Raw genomic sequence first — 18,062 nt, forward strand, 5'->3', positions numbered from 1 at the left:
CCGAGGAGCACCACCGTGAACAGCCACGAACCGCTCACCCAGCAGGAGGTGCAGGGTTTCGCCGCCCTCGCTGCGCGGCTGGCCGAGAACGTCAACTCGGTGGTGCTCGGTAAGCCGCAGGTGGTGCGGCTGGCGCTGACCGCCCTGTTCGCGCAGGGGCACGTGCTGTTGGAGGACGTGCCGGGGGTGGGTAAGACGACGTTGGCGCGGGCGATCGCGGCGACGGTGAAGGGGCAGTGGCGGCGGATCCAGTTCACGCCGGACCTGTTGCCGTCGGACGTGTCCGGCGTGACGATCTTCAACCAGGCGACCCGGGGGTTCGAGTTCCATCCGGGGCCGGTGTTCGCCAACATCGTGATCGCCGACGAGATCAACCGGGCGTCGCCGAAGACGCAGTCGGCGTTGCTGGAGGTGATGGAGGAACGCACGGTCACCGTCGACGGGGTACGCCATCCGGTGCCGCAGCCGTTCCTGGTGGTGGCCACGCAGAATCCGGTGGAGATGGACGGCACGTACCGGTTGCCGGAGGCGCAGTTGGACCGGTTCCTGGTGAAGCTGTCGGTGGGGTATCCGGACGAGTCGGTGGAGGTGGAGGTGCTGCGCGGGGCGACTGTGCGCTCCCCCGAGGCGCTCGCGGCGGTCACCGACACCGCCACCCTGGGCGAGATGGTGCGGATGGCCCGCCGGGTGCACATCGCCGAGCCGCTGTACGCGTACGCGGTGCGGTTGGCGGCGGCCACGCGTACGCATCCGCAGGTGCGGGTGGGGGTGAGCCCGCGTGGGGTGATCGCGTTGACGCGGGCGGCGTGCGCGTACGCGTTGATCGACGGTCGGGGCTGGATCATGCCGGAGGACCTCAAGACGTTGACCGAGTCGGTGTTCGCGCACCGGCTGCTGCTCACCCCGGACGCCCAGGTGCGTGGCGTGACCGCCGCCGACGTGTTGCGTCAGTCCGTCGCCTCGGTGCCGGTGCCGCTGCCGTCGGGGCAGCCCGCCCCGGCGACCCCCTGACCGGCGGGCGCCTGTCGTGCGGATCACCGCCCGGGGAATCGGGCTGCTCGTGGCTGCGGTCGTGCTGGCCGGCGCCGGTTTCCGGTTCGCGTACCCGGAGTTGGCGCTGCTGGGCGTGGCGGCGGGCGGCGCGGTCGCGGTCGCGACGGTGACCGCCGCCCGGCGGCCGCGACTGGAGGTGCGGCGGGAGGCGGACCCGGATCGGGTGGGTCGGGGTGACCCGGCGTCGATGACGGTGACGGTCCGCAACGCGGGGCGGTGGGGTGCGGCGAACCTGCTGGCCACCGACCGCTGCGGTGACCAGGTGGTGCCGGTGCCGGTGCTGCGGCTGCGCCCCGGAACGGACACCGTGGTCCGCTACGACGTCCCGACCGTACGGCGCGGGGTGGTGCCGGTCGGACCGCTGCGCGTCACCCGCCGTGACCCACTGGGTCTGGTGGTGCTGGCCCGCTCCTACGGCGACAGCGTGCCGGTCTGGGTGCACCCACGGATCCACCCGCTGTCGGCGGTACCCACCGGCGCCGGGCGCAGCCTGGACGGACGCGTCGACGCCGTCCCGCACGGCTCGATCACCTTCGACTCGTTGCGGGAGTACGTGGTGGGCGACGAGTTGCGGCGGGTGCACTGGCGCACCAGCGCCCGGGTGGGTGAGCTGATGGTGCGGGAGAACGTGGACACCAGCCTGCCGCGAATCGTGGTGCTGGTGGACAACCGCCTCGCCGCCCATCCGGACCGGGTGGACGGGGTCGCCGAGTCGTTCGAGTCGGCGTGTGAGGCGGCGGCGTCGGTGGTGGCCGCCGCCGTCCGGGAGGACCTGCCGGTGGTGCTGCTCTTCGTCGCCGCACCACCCTCCGACCACGTCGAGGACGAGGGTGCGGTGGGGCCGCTGGACCGGTTGGCGGCGGTGTCGCTTGCGGCCGAGGGCACGGTGCAGCAGGCAGCGGCCCGGCTGCGCCGCGACCGACTCGGCGACACCCTGGTCGTCCTGACCGGCCCGGGTGGCCGTGAGGACCTGGGGCACGTCGGCGCGCTGCGTGGGGCGTACCCGTCGGTGGTGGTCGGGGTGTTCGGCGCGGCGGAGGCCACGCCGCCGGGCGCGGCCGGGCTGGTGGTCGTCGACGCGGCCGACGGCGCCGCATTCGCCGCCGAGTGGGACGGGGTACGGCGGTGGTGAGCCGGCTGCGGGCGGTGCCGGTGCCGCTGGCCCTGATCACCATGGTCACGCTGGCCGGGATGGTGCTCGGCCGGGTGTACGCCGACACGCTGCTGACCCTGCTGGTGGCCGGTGCGGCGCTCGGGTCGGTGCTGGTCAGCGTAGTGGCGCGGCGGTTGCCGTCGTGGCTGGTGGCGCCGGTGTCGGTGCTGGCGATGGCCGGATACACCGCGTGGTGCCTGCACCTGTCGGCAGACCGGGCGCAGCTTCCGGGCGGTTTCGCGGAGATCGTCGGCGACGCCGCCCGCAACGCGATCCCCCGGTTGTTGACCGCGATGATCCCGGTGGAACCGACCCCGGACACGGTGCTGCTGCCGGTGGTGGCCGCGTGGCTGACCGGGCTGGCCGGGGCGGAGGTGGCGGTGCGGGCCGGACGGGTGCTGCTGGGCTACCTGCCGCCGGTGCTGCTCTACGCCGGTGCCGTCTACGTGGTGGGGCCCAACGCCGCACCGGCGATCGGCGCCACGGTGGCGCTGGTGGCGGTCGCCGCGCTCGGACTGGCCGTCTCCGGCAAGGAGGCCGGCCCCGACCCGGTGGCGGCACTGGCCCCGGAGGTACGCGACCGGGTGCGGCTCCGGTTGGCCGCCGCCTCGGCGGCCGGCACCGCAGTGGTGGTGGCGATGGCGGCGGTGCTGGGCCCGGCGGTGGCGGCACTGGTGGACACCCGACCGGTGGACCCGCGCCGGTACGTGGAGCCGCCGCAGGTGCAGACGTTGGACGAGAACCCGCTGATTCGCATCTCCGGCTGGGCACTCAACCCGGACCAGCAGTTGTTCCAGGTGTCCACCGACCGGCCCGACGCCACCCCGCCGCCGGAGGGGGTGCGGATTCGGTTGGCGGTGCTCAGCGACTACGACGGAGTCACCTGGCGCGTCGGCGCCACCTACCGCAACGCCGGACGGATCCTGCCCGCCCCCGATCCCTCCCCGGACACCACCGTGGACACCCTCCGGCAGGACATCACCGTCGGTGAACTCAGTGGACGGCTCCTGCCCGCAGTCCCCACACCGGTGGAGGTGTCCGGGGCGCGGGTGGCGTACGACCCGGCCACCGGCACCCTCATCCGTCCCGACGGGCTCTCCCCCGGACTGCGGTACACGGTGACCTCAGCGCGGGAGATCCCGGATGTGAACCTGCTGGCCACCGCGAACACACCGGCCGGAGACGAGGTGGCACGGGTGCTGCACGTCGCCGACGGAGTACCAGAGCAGCTGCGGCGGTTGGCCGCCCAACTGGTGGAGGAGAACGGCGCCCCGTACGCGCGGGCGGCGGCCATCGAGCAATGGCTCGCCGAGCACTACCGGCTGGTCGCCGACGCCCCCAGCGGGCACGCGTACCCGAATCTGGGGTTCTTCCTCTTCGGGCCGCGCAACGCCGGTGGGCAGCGGGGCACCTCGGAGCAGTTCGCCGCCTCCTTCGCCGTGCTGGGCCGGTTGGCGGGGCTGCCGACGCGGGTGGTGGTCGGGTTCGCCGCCCCGGGTGCCGGTCCGGTGCGGGCCGCCGACGCGTACGCGTGGCCGGAGGTGTTGTTCGAGGGGTTGGGGTGGGTGTCGTTCGATCCGCTTCCCCGCCCCGACGAGGAGCCCCGGCCGGTGGAGGAGGACTTCCGGCCTCAGCCGGAGGATCCGCCCCCGTCGGAGCAGCCGGAGCCGACGCTGGAACCGACCGCCTCACCCCCCGCGCAGGCGGCCCCGGGCGGCCCTGAGGACTCGGGTGGGGTGCCGAGGTCGGTGCTGGCCGCCGGGACCACCGGTGGGCTGCTGCTCGTGGTGGTGGGCGTGCTGGCCACGCTGGCGGTGCTGCGGCGGGCGCAGACCCGGGACCGGTTGTCGCGGGGTGACCCCGGGCAGCGGATCGTCGGCGCCTGGCGGGAGCTGACCGACGCGTTGCGGCTGGCCGGGCAGCCGGTGCCCGCCGACCTGTCCGCCAGCGAGGTCGCCGCACGGGCCCGCCAGGCCCTGACCGACACCGAACCCGGTGCTGACAACCGATCCAGGGCCGACACCACACGTGGGACCGACACCGAACTCGGGGCCGACATCGCGCGGGTGACCGGCAACGGGACCGGGACGACCGGGGCCACCGGCGTGGCCGGGGATATCGAGGGCGGGCCGACGAATCTGGCGTACGTCGCCGTCGACGACCTGGCGCGGCTGGTCAACCAGGTCGGGTTCGCTCCCGGTGCGGTCACCGAGGAACAGGCCGCAGCCGCCGCCGGAGCGGCCGGGACCTACACGAGCCGACTACGGGCCGGGCGGTCCCGGTGGCGACGGCTGCTCTGGTCAGTGCACCCGGGGCCGTTGCGCTGGCACCGGTGACCCTCGACCCCACCTCCTAGCATCGAACCATGGATATGTGGCTGGTGGTGATCGGCACAGTCGTCGCGGTGACCGGGGTCGCCGTCGCATGGCAGATAAGGCGTCGGCGGCGGGCCGCGCGGCCGACGACGCGCGACCAGCGGTTGGCCGCCGCTGCGGTGGCCACCCGGCAGTTGCGCCGCACCGCACCGCCACGGCGCGTCGGCGGAGGCACACGGGTACCGGACCGCCACTCGGCGGCCATCGCCGAGAACGCCACCTACGGCGACGCGGCCGGCTTCGGCGACAGCGGCGGAGGCCGGGACACGGGCGTCGGTGACAGCAGCGGAGGCGGCGGCTACGGCGGCGGAGGCGACAGCGGCGGGGGTGGAGGCGGGGGCGGCGACTGATCGGCGGCCCGCAGCCGGCGCACCAGTTTGCGCAGCCCGGACTGCCAGCCGTCGGGGTCCTCGGCGCGACGGCGGGCGTAGTCGGCCACCTCGGGGTGCGGCAGGATCAGGAAGCGCTCCTCGGCCATCCCGGCCACCGCCGCCGCAGCCACGTCGTCCGGGCTGAGCACCACACCGGAGGCCGCCGTCACCCGCGCGCCCAGATGTCCCGCGGCCAGCCCGTCGGCCAGCATCGGCGTGTCCACGCCCTGCGGGCACAGGGCACTGACCCGGATGCCCTGGTCGCGGTAGGTCACCGAGAGCCACTCGGCGAACCCGACGGCGGCGTGCTTGGTCACCGAGTACGGTGCGTCGCCGACCGCCGTCAGCAACCCCGCCGCCGAGCAGGTGTGCAGCAGGTAGCCGCTGCCCCGGGCCACCATCGCCGGCAGCACCGCCCGGGCCGCGTAGACGTGCGCGAGCACGTTGACCTGCCAGGCCTGCTCCCAGACAGCGGTGTCGACCTCCACTCCCCCGCCGGTGGTCACCCCGGCGTTGGCGCAGAACACGTCGATGCGGCCGTGGCGGCCCTGCACGTCGGCGACCAGGGCCCGCACCTGCTCCTCGTCGGTGACATCGACGGTCACCGCGTACGCCTGCGGGCCGACCGACGCCGCGACGGTGTCGGCGGCGGCGCCGTCGACGTCGGCCAGCACCAGCGCGGCGGCGCCCTCGGCGGCGAAGCGGCGGGCCAACGCCGCCCCGATCCCCCCGGCCGCGCCGGTGATCACCGCGACCCGGTCGGTGAGGTTCACACCGCCTCCGCACCCGCGTCGGGGCCGAGCCGGGCCACCAGCGTGGCCAGCGCCGCCGGGTCGCCGGCGGGCACCTCCGGGGTGGGCAGCAGGGCCAGCACCGGTACCTGCACCCCGGCCTCGGTGTAGCGGCGTACCTGGGCGCGGCACCGCTCGGGTGAGCCGTGCACGATCAACGCGTCGACCACCTCGTCCGGCACCGCCGCCAGCGCGCCACGCCGGTCACCGGCCGTCCAGGCCCGCCACATGCCCTTCAACGCCTCCTCGCGGCCGAGCCAGCGATGGAACGCCGCGTACGCGGGCACGGTCAGATAGCTGGTGATCATCCGCCGGCCCAGGGCGCGGGCGTAGTCGACGTCCTCGGTCGGGCAGACGAAGATCCGCGCGACCACGTCGAACTGCGGGCGCCGCTCACCCAGCTCGGCCACCGCCCGGGGCACGTCGGTGGCGGCCAGCCAGTTCAGGATCACCCCGTCGGCCTCGGCGGCGGCCAGCCGCAACATGCCCGGCCGTAGCGCGGCCAGCAGCAGCGGCGGCGGCACCAGCGGCGGCCGTTCCAGCGTGAACCGGCGGACCGCGAAGGTGTCGAAGTCCCCGTCGACGGTCTCCCCGCGCAACGCGGCCCGCAGGAACGCCAGCACGTCCCGGGTCCGCCGCAGCGGCTCGGTGAACTCCACCGCGTTCCAGTCGGTGACCACCACCGGCGACGACGCGCCGATGCCGAGGGCGAACCGGCCGGGAACGACGTCGGCGAGCGCGGCGGCGCTCATCGCCAGCAGGCCCGGCCCTCGGGTGAACACCGGCGCGATCGCGGTGCCCAGCCGCAGGCGGGGCTGCCACGCCGCGGCGAGCGCCAGCGGGGTGAACGCGTCGGCGCCGTTGACCTCGGCGGACCACACGTCGGTGAAACCGGCGTCGGCCAGGGCCGCGTACATCGCGGCGTGGTCGGCGAGCGGGATAGCGCCCAACGGCACCGTCATTGCCCATCGCGTCGTCATCGGTCGATGGTGCCCGCTGCCGCGCCCACCGAGCAAGATCTGATCGGCTTCCCGGAATACCCCGCTGAGCTGCCCCGCACGATGCTACGACAGCAGGATGAGCTGGACCGGCGTACGGGGCAGCCGACCGTGACGCGTTTCGCCGGTCGGCTGGAACCGGTCTCCCAGCCGGGCCGGGCCACGTTCCTGGAACTCTTCTTCGACCTCGTCTTCGTCTTCGCCCTCACCCGCATCTCCGCCCGCACGTTCGAGGACCTGGCACTGGAACCCGGAGGCGCCTCCGGCTGGACCCCGGTGACCGGCGGGCTGAAGACCCTGCTGTTGCTGCTGGCGCTCTGGGCGCTGTGGCAGAACACCGCCTGGGCGACCAGCCGCTACGACCCGTACCACGGCGGGGTGCAGGTGATCGTCATGATCGCCCTGGTCTGCAGCATGGTGATGGGCGTGGCGATCCCCCAGGCGATCACCGCCACCGGGCTGGCCTTCGCGGTCGCGTACGTGGTGGCGCAGGTCGCCCGACCGCTGATCCTGCTCGCGTACGACACCCCCGAACGGGCCCTGAAGGCCCGCACCGCGATCACCTTCACCGCCTCGGGCGTGCTGTGGATCGTGGGCGCGCTGCTCCCGGTCAACCCGCGGGTGATCCTGTGGACCAGCGCGCTGGGCCTGGAGTACCTCTCCGGCCGGTACGGCTACCCCGTACCCGGGCTGGGTCGCTCCACGGTCTCCCGCTGGGACATCTCCAGCGAACACCTGGCCGAGCGCTACCAGCAGTTCTTCCTCATCGCCCTCGGCGAGACCGTACTGGTCGCCGGCTTCTCCTACAGCGGCGGCCCCTATCCCCCGTCACAGACCCTGGCGTTCGCGCTCGCACTGGCCACCTCCATCCTGCTGTGGCGCATCTACGTGCAGCGCGCCGGTCAAATCCTCGGCGAGGCCGTCGCCCGCGCCCGGCAACCGGCCGGGATCGGCCGTTCCGCCGCCGACACCCACCTGGTCATGGTGATCGGGCTCACCGCCACCGCCGTCGGCTACGAACTGGCCATCCAACACCCGCTCTACCACCCCGAACCCGCCTGGATCGTCATGATCCTCGGCGGGCCGGTGGTGTTCCTGCTCGGCCGGGCCCGCTTCGAGTACGAGGTGTTCCACCGCGTCTCCCCACCCCGCTGGATCGCCGCACTGCTGCTGGCCGCCGCCGTGCCGGTGGCCGTACACCACCCGCCGGTCTGGTCTCAGGTGCTGGTCCTCGTGGTGCTCGGCGTGGTCGCGCTCACCGACTCCCTGCGGGCCCGCAACAAGGCACCCGAACCGGCCGCCCCGCCCTTCTGACACCCCCGGTCCGGCATCGGCAACACGGCTCTGACCAGCGCTAACCTGGCTGTCGTGACCTTCTCGCTCGTCGCCCGCTCCACCGACGGCCGCACGCACGGCATCGTCGTGGCCAGCCGCTTCCTGGCCGCCGGCGCCCTCGTCCCGGCCGCCGAGGCCGACCTCGGCGCGATCGCCACCCAGGCACACGTGAACCTCGCCTACCGGCCGCAGGGACTGGCCCTGCTACGCACCGGCGTCCCCGCCGGCCACGTCGTCGCCGGCCTGGTCGCCGCCGACCCGGAACGCGACCACCGGCAACTCGGCGTGGTCGCCGCCACCGGCCCCGGCGCCACCTGGACCGGCCCGCACTGCCGCGACTGGGCCGGCGGCCAGGCCGGCGACGGCTGGGCCGCCCAGGGCAACATCCTCACCGGCCCCGAGGTCATCGACGCCCTACGCGACACCTGGCTCACCGGCACCGACCTGCCCTTCGCGCAACGCTTGGTCGCCGCGCTGCGCGCCGGCCAGACCGCCGGCGGAGACCGCCGCGGCCAGCAGAGCGCCGCCCTGCTCGTCGTCCGAGAAGGCAGCGGGTACGCCGGCACCGGTGACGTCGCCATCGACCTGCGCGTCGACGACCACCCGGACCCGATCACCGAACTGGAGCGGCTGCTCGCGGTGCACACCCGCTTGTTCAGCCGCCCCGACCCGGCCACCCTGCTCACCCTGGCCGGTGCCCTCGCCGCCGAGGTGGCCGGACTCCTCACCGCGCTCGGGCACCCGGCCGACCCGACCGAGCCGGAGGACGCCCTGGTCGCCTGGGCCGGGATGGAGAACCTGGAGGAACGCCTGGTGCCCGGCCGCATCGACCCGGTCGTGCTGGCCCACCTGCGTACCGCCGTCCCGCACGTCCCGGCCCCCCGCTCCCCCGCCTGACCGCGCCTCGCCTGGAACTTGTATCGACGCGCACAGTTGTCGCATGCTCCAGCGATGGACTTCCTTGCCGGCGGGGTTGTTGCCCTTTTCTTCTACGCTCTTGCATTCCTCGTGCTTTATGCAATTATTCGAGCGGCGGTGCACCACGGGATCCGCGATGCCGAACGCGATCGCGAGAAGCGGTCAGAATAGCCGACGCCACTGCTCACCGGACACCCTTTGTCTCAGTAGAAGGTGTTCATCTAGAAGATCGCGCTCGATCCAGGATCGAGTGGTCTCCTAGCGCGACGACAACCACTCGATCCTGGATCGAGCGCGATCATGCAATGAAGGCGAGAGCATGGACCTGGGCATCGATCACATCTGCCCCCGGGCCCGGCCGCGACCTCGCCGCCACCGATCCGGCGGTTGTCGGCGGCCAGCTCACCATGACCACCCACCCGTTCCACCGCGTCGAGCCGCAAGAATGGCGAGCGTGACCATCGATCTACTTGCTGACGTGGCCGAGACGTTCGAGAGAACCACCCGGGTCCGCATCTTCGACTCGGCCGGGCCGGGTGAACCTCATCGCAAACGGCATGGTCGTCGTCCCGTCCTCGCCGACCAGCGTGACGCAGAGGCGCTGACTCAACTGCGGACGGCACTGGCGCTACGGCCCGATACCGAGGTCATGGACTGGATGCAGTGGCCCGATCTCTGGCTCGAACTGCTCGGACCCGACGATGGGCGGTTGGCGGTGATCGGATATCTCCGCCCCGACTGGCTGAGGTGGGAATCCGACGGTGACCTTGAGCTGCGAGACCCGACTGCCTTCGTGCAGTGGTTGACTCACTGGGCCCCCGGAGCAGCGACGATTACCGCCGGCTGACTCAGCACCTCGCGCCTTGATCCGAACGGGAGACGACCACCCGCCATCTATGTAGACGGAGTCTACGTAGATTCAATCTACGTAGATTGAATCTACCTAACTCCGGCTGAAGGACAGCAGCCGCAGCCCCGCGCTGTCGAGCAGGGCCTGTTCGGCGGCGCTGCGCGGGCTGCGGCCGGTGGCTTTGGCGATCAGGGTCAGCCGGTCCCAGCCCAGCTCCGCCGGTACGTCCCGCCCGCCGGTGAGCAGGTCGGCAATCACCTGTGCGGCGGCCGGGGTCAGCCAGGCCGGTCGGTCCAGGGCGGCGGCCAGGTCCAGGCCGTGCACCCCGACTTCCAGCACCCGGGTACGCAGGAACTCGGTCACCGTCATCGCGTCACCGTGCCGGGTGCGCACCACCCGGTCCGGCGGGTACGCGTCCACGGCTGCCACCGTGGTCCGCCAGGCGCGGTCGAACTCGGCGGCCGCCCGGGACGCGCTGTCGACCTCTCCAGAAGCCTGCGCGGAGGCGATCCGGTCGGCATCGACCTGTGGGGTGAACTTGGCCGCGCCGAAGTACTCGGCGGCGTCGACCCGCGCCTGGGCGGGTGCCGGGTCGGCGAGCATGTCGGCCAGCCTGCCGACGCCGGTGTGGACGTGTGCCAGCAGTTGCGCCAGGTTCCAGGGCGGGCAGTCGGTGGGGCGGGTCAGGTCCGCGTCGTCGAGAGTGGTCAGCACCTCACCCAGTCGGGTGCACTCGTCGGCGAAGGCGTCGCGAACGCGCTCGAACGAGTCGGTGGGCACGGGTCAGCCCTGGTGGCGGGGGACGATGCGGTGCACGGAGGCCAGTACCAGTGCCATCACCACGCCCATCGTGCCGACGATGCCGGCGGCGCTGCCGGCGTACCCGAGGAACAGGGGGCGGCGGCCGAGCGCCTGTGGGGGTGTGCCGCGGACGCCGATCAGCCACCAGAGGGCCAGGGCACAGCCGGCGATCACCAGGAGACCGCCGACGCCGAGCAGGGTGGCGGTGAGGCGGTGTGCGTCGCCCGGTTCCACCTCGGCCTGTTCGCGTTGGGTGATCAGCAGCAGCAGTCCGGCCAGGGCCGCCCAGACGCCGACGACGAGGTAGGCCGCCGCCGCGTCGCTGGGGCGGTGCCAGCCGGCCGACAGGGTGGCGACTCCGGCGGCGGCGGCGTAGGCGGCGCCGATGACCGCGCCGAGGGCGCGGACCCGGGGTGGCAGCACCAGCACCAGGGCGACGGCCACGGAGGCGGCGACGGTGGTGTGTCCGCTGGGCAGGCTGTTGCCGACGTACGCGCGTTCGGGGTCGATGCCGTAGTCGGGGCGGGCCAGGCCGTACTTGAGCAGTTGGGTAGTGACGTTGGCGCCGGCGATCAGGGCGGTGGCGGCGACGGCGAGGGCGATCCGGCCGCGGATGAGGGCGATGAACCCGATGGTGATGGTGACCGCGAGTAGGGACACCACGGACATGGCGTTGAGGATGTGGTCGACGGGTTCCTGGATGTGGTCGCGGCCGATCCGGTTGCCGGTCAGGGCCACGGTGTCGATCCACTGGCCGAGCCCGGTGTAGAGGGCCAGGCGCCACACGGCGATGAAGGCCGCCACCTGGATGAGGACCAGGACGACGAGCCAGACCGCAGTCCCACCCCGGGGCGTCACGCGCACCCGGACAACTTAGCGGCACGGTGGGGCGGGATGACCGGTGGCCCGCCGATGTCGCGGGGATAGGTTGGGGCGCAGGTGAAGGAGGAGATGGTGACCGGTACGTCGGAACGCGACCCGGCGGCGGTGCAGCGGCCGGAGTCGTTGGCCGACCTGCTCGGTGGGCGGCAGGGGGCGATCGACGCCACGGTGCCTCCGCTGGCTTTCACTGTGGGGTGGCTGGTGGCCGGTCAGTCGGTGCACGTGGGGGTGGTGGCGGCGCTGGTGGCCGGCGCGGTGGTGGCCGGGTGGCGGCTGCGGCGTGGTGACCGGCCCCGGTCGGTGGTGATCGGGTTGTTGGCCGTCTGTGTGGCCGCGCTGGTGGTGGTGCGTACCGGGCGGGCCGAGGATTTCTTCCTCGTGCAGTTGCTGGCCAACGCGGCCAGTGCCCTGGCGTGGGCGGCCAGCATCGTGCTGCGGTGGCCGCTGCTGGGTGTGGTGGTGGGGACGGCGTTGGGTCAGCGAGGGCGGTGGCGCCGTGATCCGGCGTTGCTGCGGGCGTACGGGCGGGCCAGTTGGGTCTGGACGGCGACCTACGTGCTGCGGCTGGCGGTGTTCGTGCCGCTGTACCTGGGTGGACAGGTGCTGGGTCTGGCGGCGGCCCGGGTGGGGATGACGTGGCCGCTGGTGGCCGCGGCGTTGGCGGTCAGTTGGGCGGTGATCCGCCGGTCGCTGCCGGCCGGCCATCCGGGGGTGCGCCACCCGGTGGTGTCGGAGGCGGTGGCGTCGATTGCCGGGGCGGACGGTAAAGAGCCCGCACAATAAGGGAGAGGCCGCCACGGGGGGAGCGGCCTCTCCGGTGATGTACGTTACTCCGTCCCGGGCCGGGTTGTGATCCCGGGGCGGTCACTTTTTTCCGCGATCTGCGTACCCGCCCTCACGATCGGGGCGGTGGGGTGGGTCGACCGCTCCGCTGCGTCGGCCAGAGGGGCCGACCCACCCCGGCCTGACCGTGGGTGTCAGGCCGTCATTCGGCCGGTACCTGCCTCTACCCCCGAGGCCCGGCCGAAGCCTCCGGGTGGGTCACCGCCCACCCGGAGGAGTCTCGGTCAGCCGTTGGGGAACAACTTCCCGTAGTCGGCGTACGCCATGGCGACGTCCGCCTGTGCCCAGAACCGGTGGTAGCGGAACTCCGGCTCCGGCCCACCGTCGAGGTAGGCCTGGACCTTGGGCCATGCCGGGTCGTTCTTGTAGAACGACCGGATGTCGAGGAAGCTCTTGCCCGGGGCGATGACGTCACCGTTGGGCATCCGGCCGGTCCATCCCTGCGGGATGTAGAGGCCCTGCCCGGTGGAGGCGTTGTAGACGTCGTCGAAGCGGCGGTAGTCGCCCCGCTTCTCCACCGTCGAGACACCCTGCGCGTCGCTGTTGGCGTGCAGGGCGTCCAGCAGACCCTTGGCGGTGGTCTTCGCCGCCGCGTTGCCCGACTTCGCCGCGTACGCGATCAGCGTACGGGCGTAGGCGGCGGCGACGCCGACGTCCTGGCCCTTGACCGTCACCTCGACGTGCAGGTTGGTGTTCGGCTGCGGGTTGGTCGGGTTCCAGGTGGTCGGCTGTCCGGTCCAACGCATGTCCGACGGGATCGACCAGTTGGTGCCCACCGTGGTGTTGGCGATCGCCCACGGCACCCACTTGTCCAGCAGCGCCTTGGCCTTGGCGTTGCCGCTGACCAGGTACAGCTCGGCGATGCGCTGCATCGACCAGACCTGCATGCCGAACCACTGGTTCGACGGCGGGTCGTTGTAGACCGGGTCCTCGTCGTAGAACATGCCGTAGAAGGTTGACGTACCGGCCGGCGGCGTGCCGTAGTGCCCGCCCCAGCTGTTGGTCGCGCCACCGGCGATGCCACCCTCGGCCGACTGGAGCCAGGTGTAGAACTCCAGCTGCCGGTTGAGGCTGTTGGTCCAGTCCGCCGCCGCCGTGGACGAGCGCGGCTTGAGCTCGTTGACGTTGGTCAGCGCCCACGCCGCGAACGGGTTCTGGTAGCCGAAGTGGCTGTGGCTGGAACCGATGCGCCACGACCAGTTCTGGCCGGCGTCGTACGCACCGCCCCAGGCGTAGTACCAGGACAGCAGGTAGTGCGCGGAGTCGCGGCCGTTGCCGGCGGGGCACTGGCTGGCCCCGACGCAGTTGCCGATCCGCTTGAAGTACTTGTCGAACATGGCGTACCGCAGGTAGTCGCCCATCTTGGCGGCCTTGGTCACGGTGGCCGCCACGTCGGCCTGCTTGTTCTGCTCCTTGGCCCAGGTCAGCGCCCAGTAGGCGGCCTGCACGGCACGGGCGTCGGCGTCCGGGGCGTTGGTGTACTTCCACTGCCGCGCCGGTGCGTTGGACTCCTTGACGAACAGGTCGAGGTAGCCGTACTGGCCGCCGTGGCGGAACGTGTCGCAGGACGGCTGCGGCACGGTCTCCCAGACCGACTCCTGGGTGCCCCGCTGGAAGGTGTTGATGTAGGCCGGCCGGGTGGTGCCGTTGCCGCAGCGCCCGAAGCCGTAGGTGTTGTCGACGTCGAGCAGCCAGTGCATGCCGTAGATGTCGCCGGTGCCGTAGGTCTGCTGCAGCTCCGAGCGCAGCGGGTCGCGGCCCACCGGGACCGACGTGTCCAACTGCGACGGGTACTGGTTGGGCAGGTCGTGCTCGGCGGCGTAGCTGGCGTCACCGGCGGCGCCGGCGGTCGGTTGGTCGGCCGAGGACGGGATGATGTACTTCTCCATCACCGTCCAGGCGTTGTTGAACGGCGCCCAGTTCTGGGTCACCCGCCCGTAGTACGCCTCCAGCCACAGCCAGAAGCTGAACGCCTCGGAGGTGGTCTGGTGGCCGTGGTCCGGCGCCTCGACGATCAGCGTCTCGATCGAGTGGTACGGCACGCCTTCGGGGCTGAAGTAGCCCGAGTTCTTGATCTTGCCGTACTGGGCGAGGAACCGCTCCACGTACTCGCCGTCGCCGCCACCGGGCACGTCGTTGTCGATCTCGGTGACGGTGATCGCCAGCGGCGCGTAGCCCGTGGCCGAGGCGGTGATGGTGGCGGTGCCGCCGACGGTGTCGGCGTCCTCCGCCGCCGCGACGGTCACGTTGACGCCGGTGCTCCAGTTGCTCGGAGTCAGCGTCAGCGTGGACGGAGTCACGCTGATGTCCGAGTCACCGGTGCGCGCCAGGCTCACCGCCACGTTCGAGGTGGGTGCCCGGTCCAGCTTGAGGTTGAACGTCGAGGTGCCGCCCTCCGGCACGCTCACCGAGGACGGGGTGGCGACCAGCGCCGGCCCGGTGGCCGCGGTGACGGTGAAGGTCCGCTCGGCCACCGCCGAGAGGTTGGCGTTGTCGTACGCCCGCGCCTGCACCGTGTACGCACCGGCCGGCAGGTCCTCCAGCGTGTACGCGTACGGGGCGGTGGTGTCGGTGTTGACCAGCAACCCGTTGCGGTAGAACTCGACCTTGGTGATGGTGCCGTCGGCGTCGCTGGCCGTGGCGGTCAGCGGTACGTCGGCCGGGGCCACGAACGGGCCGGCGGGCACCGACAGGCTCACCGTCGGCGGCTGCTGCGGCACGCCGCCGCAGGTGACCCCGTTGACCGAGAAGGACGTCGGCTTGGGGTTGCTGCCGCTGTAGGAGCCGTTGAAGCCGATGGTGGTGCTGGCGCCGGTGGCCAGGTTGCCGTTGTACGACTCGTTGACGGCGGTGACCTCGTTGCCGCTCTGGGTCCACCGGGCCGACCAGCCCTGGGTGACGCGCTGGTTGCCGGGGAAGGCGAACTTCAGCGTCCAGCCGGTGATCGGGTCACCGAGGTTCTTGACGGTGACGTTGGCGGTGAAGCCGTTGCTCCAGTCGTTCGTCGCGTAGACCACGTCGCAGGCCGGTGCGGCCTGTGCGGCGGCGGCGGGGACGGTCACCCCGCCGATCGCCAGCGCCGCGGCGGCGAGCCACGCCATGCGCCGACGTCTTGCCAGATTCTTCATCTGCGCGGTGTCTCCTCGGGCAGGCCGGGGACGGTGCCGCCCCGGCGCGACGCCACGCCGACAGGGTGTCCGCGAAGCGCCAAGTGGATGGTGGTCTCTCTGTCGGCACGAGGCCGGGGGCGGCGGGGGCGCCGTCGTACGACTGCTGCTCCCCGCTGCGATCAGGACGCCGGACCGGACAAGCCGGGCTGCCCTCGGCAACCTGCACTCACGCGTATCTGGCTCCACGCGGTCGATCGACAGTGTGCCATGGAAGCGCTCCCAGATCCAGCACAGGAACTTCCGGAAACACCGGCTTGTTTCGATCTCGTTTTGGGGCTTTCACAAAGCCGTGACGGGCGTTACAGTCGCAACAACGTCGATGGGAGCGCTTCCATCGACAAGGTTCCAAAAAGAAGATCACCCGGGGCTGTGCCCACGGCGCCGGGGAGTAGACCAGAGGCCGACGGCGGGCCAGCCCGGACACCGCCGTCAGCCGCCGCCCCACCACAGTGGAGGGAGGTGGACCTCAAGCCACTCGCGTGGCCCGGCTCCCGCGCGACACGCACGACTGGGACGCCAAATCCGCCCGTGCGTGTACCGCAACACAGTGGGGACGGGGGTTGCCCTCCCCCGTCCCCACACTAAACCCCCGTTCACGATGGGAAAAGAGGCCGACGGGTCAGACGCGCGTCACACGCGCGCCCCGCAACGGCAGTCGACCCGCCCGCCGACCGTGCGACGCCCGCCGACCGCCCCGGGCGCGCCACCCCGGTCCGCGCCCTGCGGAGCTCAGCGCACCCCGGTCCCGCCGACCCGATGCCCGACCGGCCGCGCCATCTTTCCCACCCCCAGCCGTCCCCGCCGCCAAGGCAGCCCCGACCTGCGACGATCCGGCCCTTGGCGGGCACCGCCCACCCTTTACCCTGTATTGGGAGCGCTCCCGAGGGCTCAGGCGGTCAACCATCCACGAGGAGAACTCATGTCGATACTCACCCGGCGCGACCTGCTGCGCCACGCGGCGCTCTCGGCCACGGCCGTCACCCCCGCCGGCGCCGCCATCGGCACCACCGCCGCGGCCGCCGGCGCCGCGACCCTCGCCGGCTGCCAGCCCGGCGACACCGACCGCACCGCACCGGACACCAGCCCAGCGGTCCGGCTGCCCTTCCCACAGAACTTCGGCTGGGGCGCGGCCACCTCCGCCTACCAGATCGAGGGCGCCGCCAAGGAAGACGGCCGCGGCGAATCGGTCTGGGACACCTTCAGCCACGCACCCGGGCGCATCCGCAACGGCGACACCGGAGACGTCGCCGCCGACCACTACCACCGCTACGCCGACGACCTCGATCTGATGCGCGACCTGGGGCTGCGCAGCTACCGGTTCTCCATCTCCTGGCCGCGCATCCAGCCCGACGGCACCGGCCCCGCCAACCAACGCGGCCTCGACTTCTATCGCCGCCTCGTCGACGGCCTGCACGACCGGGGCATCTCCCCGATGGCCACGCTGTTCCACTGGGACCTGCCTCAGGCCCTGCAGAACACCGGCGGATGGGAGTCCCGCGACGTCGCCCAGCGCTTCGCCGACTACGCCGCCATCCTCTTCGACGCCCTCGGCGACCGCGTCCCGGTCTGGCTGACCATCAACGAACCCAAGACCGTGGTGCAGAACGGCTACCTCACCGGCCACCACGCCCCCGGCCTGCGCGACCCCGACGCCGCCTACCTGGTCGCCCACCACCTGCAGCTGGCCCACGGCCTCGCGGTCCGCGCACTCCGCGAGACCAGCAGCACCGGCCGCATCGGCCCGGCCTTCAACCTGCACCCCTGCTACCCCGCCGACGACTCCCCCGCCGCCGCCGAGGCCGCCCGCCTCTACGACGGCTACGAGAACCGCCTCTACCTCGACTCCGCCCTCAAGGGCAGCTACCCCGAGGACGTCCTGGCCGACCTCGGGCCGGACAGCCGCATGGTGCGCGGCATCCGCGACGGCGACCTGGAGATCATCTCCTCCCCCATCGACCTGCTCGCGGTGCAGTACTACACCCCGATCTACGTCACCGCCAACGGCGGCACCGTCAGCCGCTGGCCCACCTCCGAAGCGGAGTGGCAGCAGATCTATCCCGACGGCATGTACGACATCCTGACCCGGGTCACCCGCGACTACGGCCCCATCCCGCTCACCGTGACCGAGAACGGCCTGCCCACCCCCGACGTACTCGCCGCCGACGGCACCGTCGAGGACACCGGCCGGGTCACCTTCCTGCGCGACCACCTCGCCGCCGCCCACCGCGCCGTCACCGACGGCGTGCCGCTGGAGAGCTTCCACGTCTGGTCGCTGCTCGACAACTTCGAGTGGGCCGAGGGCTACGACCAGCGCTGGGGCCTGATCTACGTCGACTACGCCACCCAGCGCCGCGTCCTCAAGCGCAGCGCCCACTGGTACCGCCAGGTCATCGCCGACAACGCCCTCTGAGGTGTAAGGAGGGGTCCCCTGCTAACGCCTCGTGCATAGCAGGGGACCCCTGCTAACCGTCCACCTCCGGCCATGACCCGCACCGTTGCGGCAGCGACGCGGGACCGCGCCC

General features: G+C 72.3%; 15 protein-coding genes. 10 read left to right on the forward strand and 5 right to left on the reverse strand.

Annotation, left to right across the window (positions count from 1 at the left end; genetic code table 11):
• Positions 1–15 precede the first annotated feature (15 nt).
• The 4 genes from ABT008_RS26230 to ABT008_RS26245 are packed head-to-tail and all read left to right on the forward strand — an operon-like array spanning position 16 to position 4,931.
• Positions 16–1,011 (forward strand): AAA family ATPase, encoded by a 996-nt coding sequence (locus tag ABT008_RS26230; RefSeq protein ID WP_350699359.1) that lies wholly within the window; start codon positions 16–18, stop codon positions 1,009–1,011.
• 16 nt (positions 1,012–1,027) lie between these two features.
• On the forward strand, positions 1,028–2,185 hold the full coding sequence (locus ABT008_RS26235; RefSeq protein WP_350699361.1) for a DUF58 domain-containing protein: 1,158 nt from the start codon (positions 1,028–1,030) through the stop codon (positions 2,183–2,185).
• Positions 2,186–2,226: 41 nt separating this feature from the next.
• A complete protein-coding gene (locus tag ABT008_RS26240; protein WP_350699519.1) occupies positions 2,227–4,542 on the forward strand; it encodes a transglutaminase TgpA family protein in 2,316 nt (771 codons plus the stop codon).
• A gap of 29 nt (positions 4,543–4,571) precedes the next feature.
• Positions 4,572–4,931 (forward strand): hypothetical protein, encoded by a 360-nt coding sequence (locus ABT008_RS26245; protein ID WP_350699363.1) that lies wholly within the window; start codon positions 4,572–4,574, stop codon positions 4,929–4,931.
• Here the strand turns inward: ABT008_RS26245 and ABT008_RS26250 are convergent.
• Together ABT008_RS26250 and ABT008_RS26255 are read right to left on the reverse strand one after the other, a co-directional pair.
• The gene (locus ABT008_RS26250; protein WP_350699365.1) at positions 4,880–5,725 is read right to left on the reverse strand and encodes an SDR family oxidoreductase; all 846 of its coding nucleotides are present in this window, start codon (positions 5,723–5,725) and stop codon (positions 4,880–4,882) included. The genes ABT008_RS26245 and ABT008_RS26250 overlap by 52 nt on opposite strands.
• Positions 5,722–6,705, reverse strand: a complete 984-nt coding sequence (locus ABT008_RS26255) for an LLM class F420-dependent oxidoreductase (RefSeq protein ID WP_350699521.1) — start codon at positions 6,703–6,705, stop codon at positions 5,722–5,724. Before ABT008_RS26255 ends, ABT008_RS26250 begins: the two co-directional genes overlap by 4 nt.
• 24 nt (positions 6,706–6,729) lie before the next feature.
• On the opposite strand from ABT008_RS26255, the gene ABT008_RS26260 reads away from it, so the two are divergent.
• The 4 genes from ABT008_RS26260 to ABT008_RS26275 all read left to right on the forward strand — a co-directional run bounded on the left by ABT008_RS26260 (position 6,730) and on the right by ABT008_RS26275 (position 9,841).
• Positions 6,730–8,055, forward strand: coding sequence for a low temperature requirement protein A (locus ABT008_RS26260; RefSeq protein ID WP_350699368.1), 1,326 nt, complete (start codon positions 6,730–6,732; stop codon positions 8,053–8,055).
• Positions 8,056–8,109: 54 nt separating this feature from the next.
• A complete protein-coding gene (locus tag ABT008_RS26265) occupies positions 8,110–8,973 on the forward strand; it encodes a DUF1028 domain-containing protein (protein ID WP_350699370.1) in 864 nt (287 codons plus the stop codon).
• Between the two features lie 54 nt (positions 8,974–9,027).
• The gene (locus ABT008_RS26270; RefSeq protein ID WP_350699371.1) at positions 9,028–9,165 is read left to right on the forward strand and encodes a hypothetical protein; all 138 of its coding nucleotides are present in this window, start codon (positions 9,028–9,030) and stop codon (positions 9,163–9,165) included.
• A 283-nt stretch (positions 9,166–9,448) separates the two neighbouring features.
• On the forward strand, positions 9,449–9,841 hold the full coding sequence (locus ABT008_RS26275; RefSeq protein WP_350699373.1) for a hypothetical protein: 393 nt from the start codon (positions 9,449–9,451) through the stop codon (positions 9,839–9,841).
• 96 nt (positions 9,842–9,937) lie between these two features.
• Here ABT008_RS26275 and ABT008_RS26280 read toward each other — a convergent pair whose 3' ends face one another.
• Together ABT008_RS26280 and ABT008_RS26285 are read right to left on the reverse strand one after the other, a co-directional pair.
• Entirely contained in the window at positions 9,938–10,624 is a 687-nt protein-coding gene (locus tag ABT008_RS26280) for a maleylpyruvate isomerase N-terminal domain-containing protein (RefSeq protein ID WP_350699374.1), read from the reverse strand.
• 3 nt (positions 10,625–10,627) lie between these two features.
• Positions 10,628–11,509, reverse strand: a complete 882-nt coding sequence (locus tag ABT008_RS26285) for a phosphatase PAP2 family protein (RefSeq protein ID WP_350699376.1) — start codon at positions 11,507–11,509, stop codon at positions 10,628–10,630.
• Between the two features lie 90 nt (positions 11,510–11,599).
• On the opposite strand from ABT008_RS26285, the gene ABT008_RS26290 reads away from it, so the two are divergent.
• Complete coding sequence (locus ABT008_RS26290; protein ID WP_350699378.1) at positions 11,600–12,310, forward strand: DUF3159 domain-containing protein; 711 nt, start codon at positions 11,600–11,602, stop codon at positions 12,308–12,310.
• Between the two features lie 284 nt (positions 12,311–12,594).
• Here ABT008_RS26290 and ABT008_RS26295 read toward each other — a convergent pair whose 3' ends face one another.
• Complete coding sequence (locus ABT008_RS26295; RefSeq protein ID WP_350699380.1) at positions 12,595–15,498, reverse strand: glycoside hydrolase family 48 protein; 2,904 nt, start codon at positions 15,496–15,498, stop codon at positions 12,595–12,597.
• 961 nt (positions 15,499–16,459) lie between these two features.
• Between ABT008_RS26295 and ABT008_RS26300 the strand changes: the two genes are divergently transcribed.
• A complete protein-coding gene (locus ABT008_RS26300) occupies positions 16,460–17,950 on the forward strand; it encodes a GH1 family beta-glucosidase (protein ID WP_350699382.1) in 1,491 nt (496 codons plus the stop codon).
• Positions 17,951–18,062 lie beyond the last annotated feature (112 nt).

The organism is Micromonospora sp. NPDC002389, assembly GCF_040296095.1.
Lineage (GTDB): Bacteria > Actinomycetota > Actinomycetes > Mycobacteriales > Micromonosporaceae > Micromonospora.

Excerpts from the sequence above, each read along its gene's own strand:
- ABT008_RS26240 (WP_350699519.1), top strand. The coding sequence starts at position 2,227 with ATGGTCACGCTGGCCGGGATGGTGCTCGGCCGGGTGTACGCCGACACG.
- ABT008_RS26245 (WP_350699363.1), top strand. The coding sequence starts at position 4,572 with ATGGATATGTGGCTGGTGGTGATCGGCACAGTCGTCGCGGTGACCGGG.
- ABT008_RS26255 (WP_350699521.1), bottom strand. The coding sequence starts at position 6,705 with ATGACGGTGCCGTTGGGCGCTATCCCGCTCGCCGACCACGCCGCGATG.
- ABT008_RS26260 (WP_350699368.1), top strand. The coding sequence starts at position 6,730 with ATGGTGCCCGCTGCCGCGCCCACCGAGCAAGATCTGATCGGCTTCCCG.
- ABT008_RS26270 (WP_350699371.1), top strand. The coding sequence starts at position 9,028 with ATGGACTTCCTTGCCGGCGGGGTTGTTGCCCTTTTCTTCTACGCTCTT.
- ABT008_RS26295 (WP_350699380.1), bottom strand. The coding sequence starts at position 15,498 with ATGAAGAATCTGGCAAGACGTCGGCGCATGGCGTGGCTCGCCGCCGCG.
- ABT008_RS26300 (WP_350699382.1), top strand. The coding sequence starts at position 16,460 with ATGTCGATACTCACCCGGCGCGACCTGCTGCGCCACGCGGCGCTCTCG.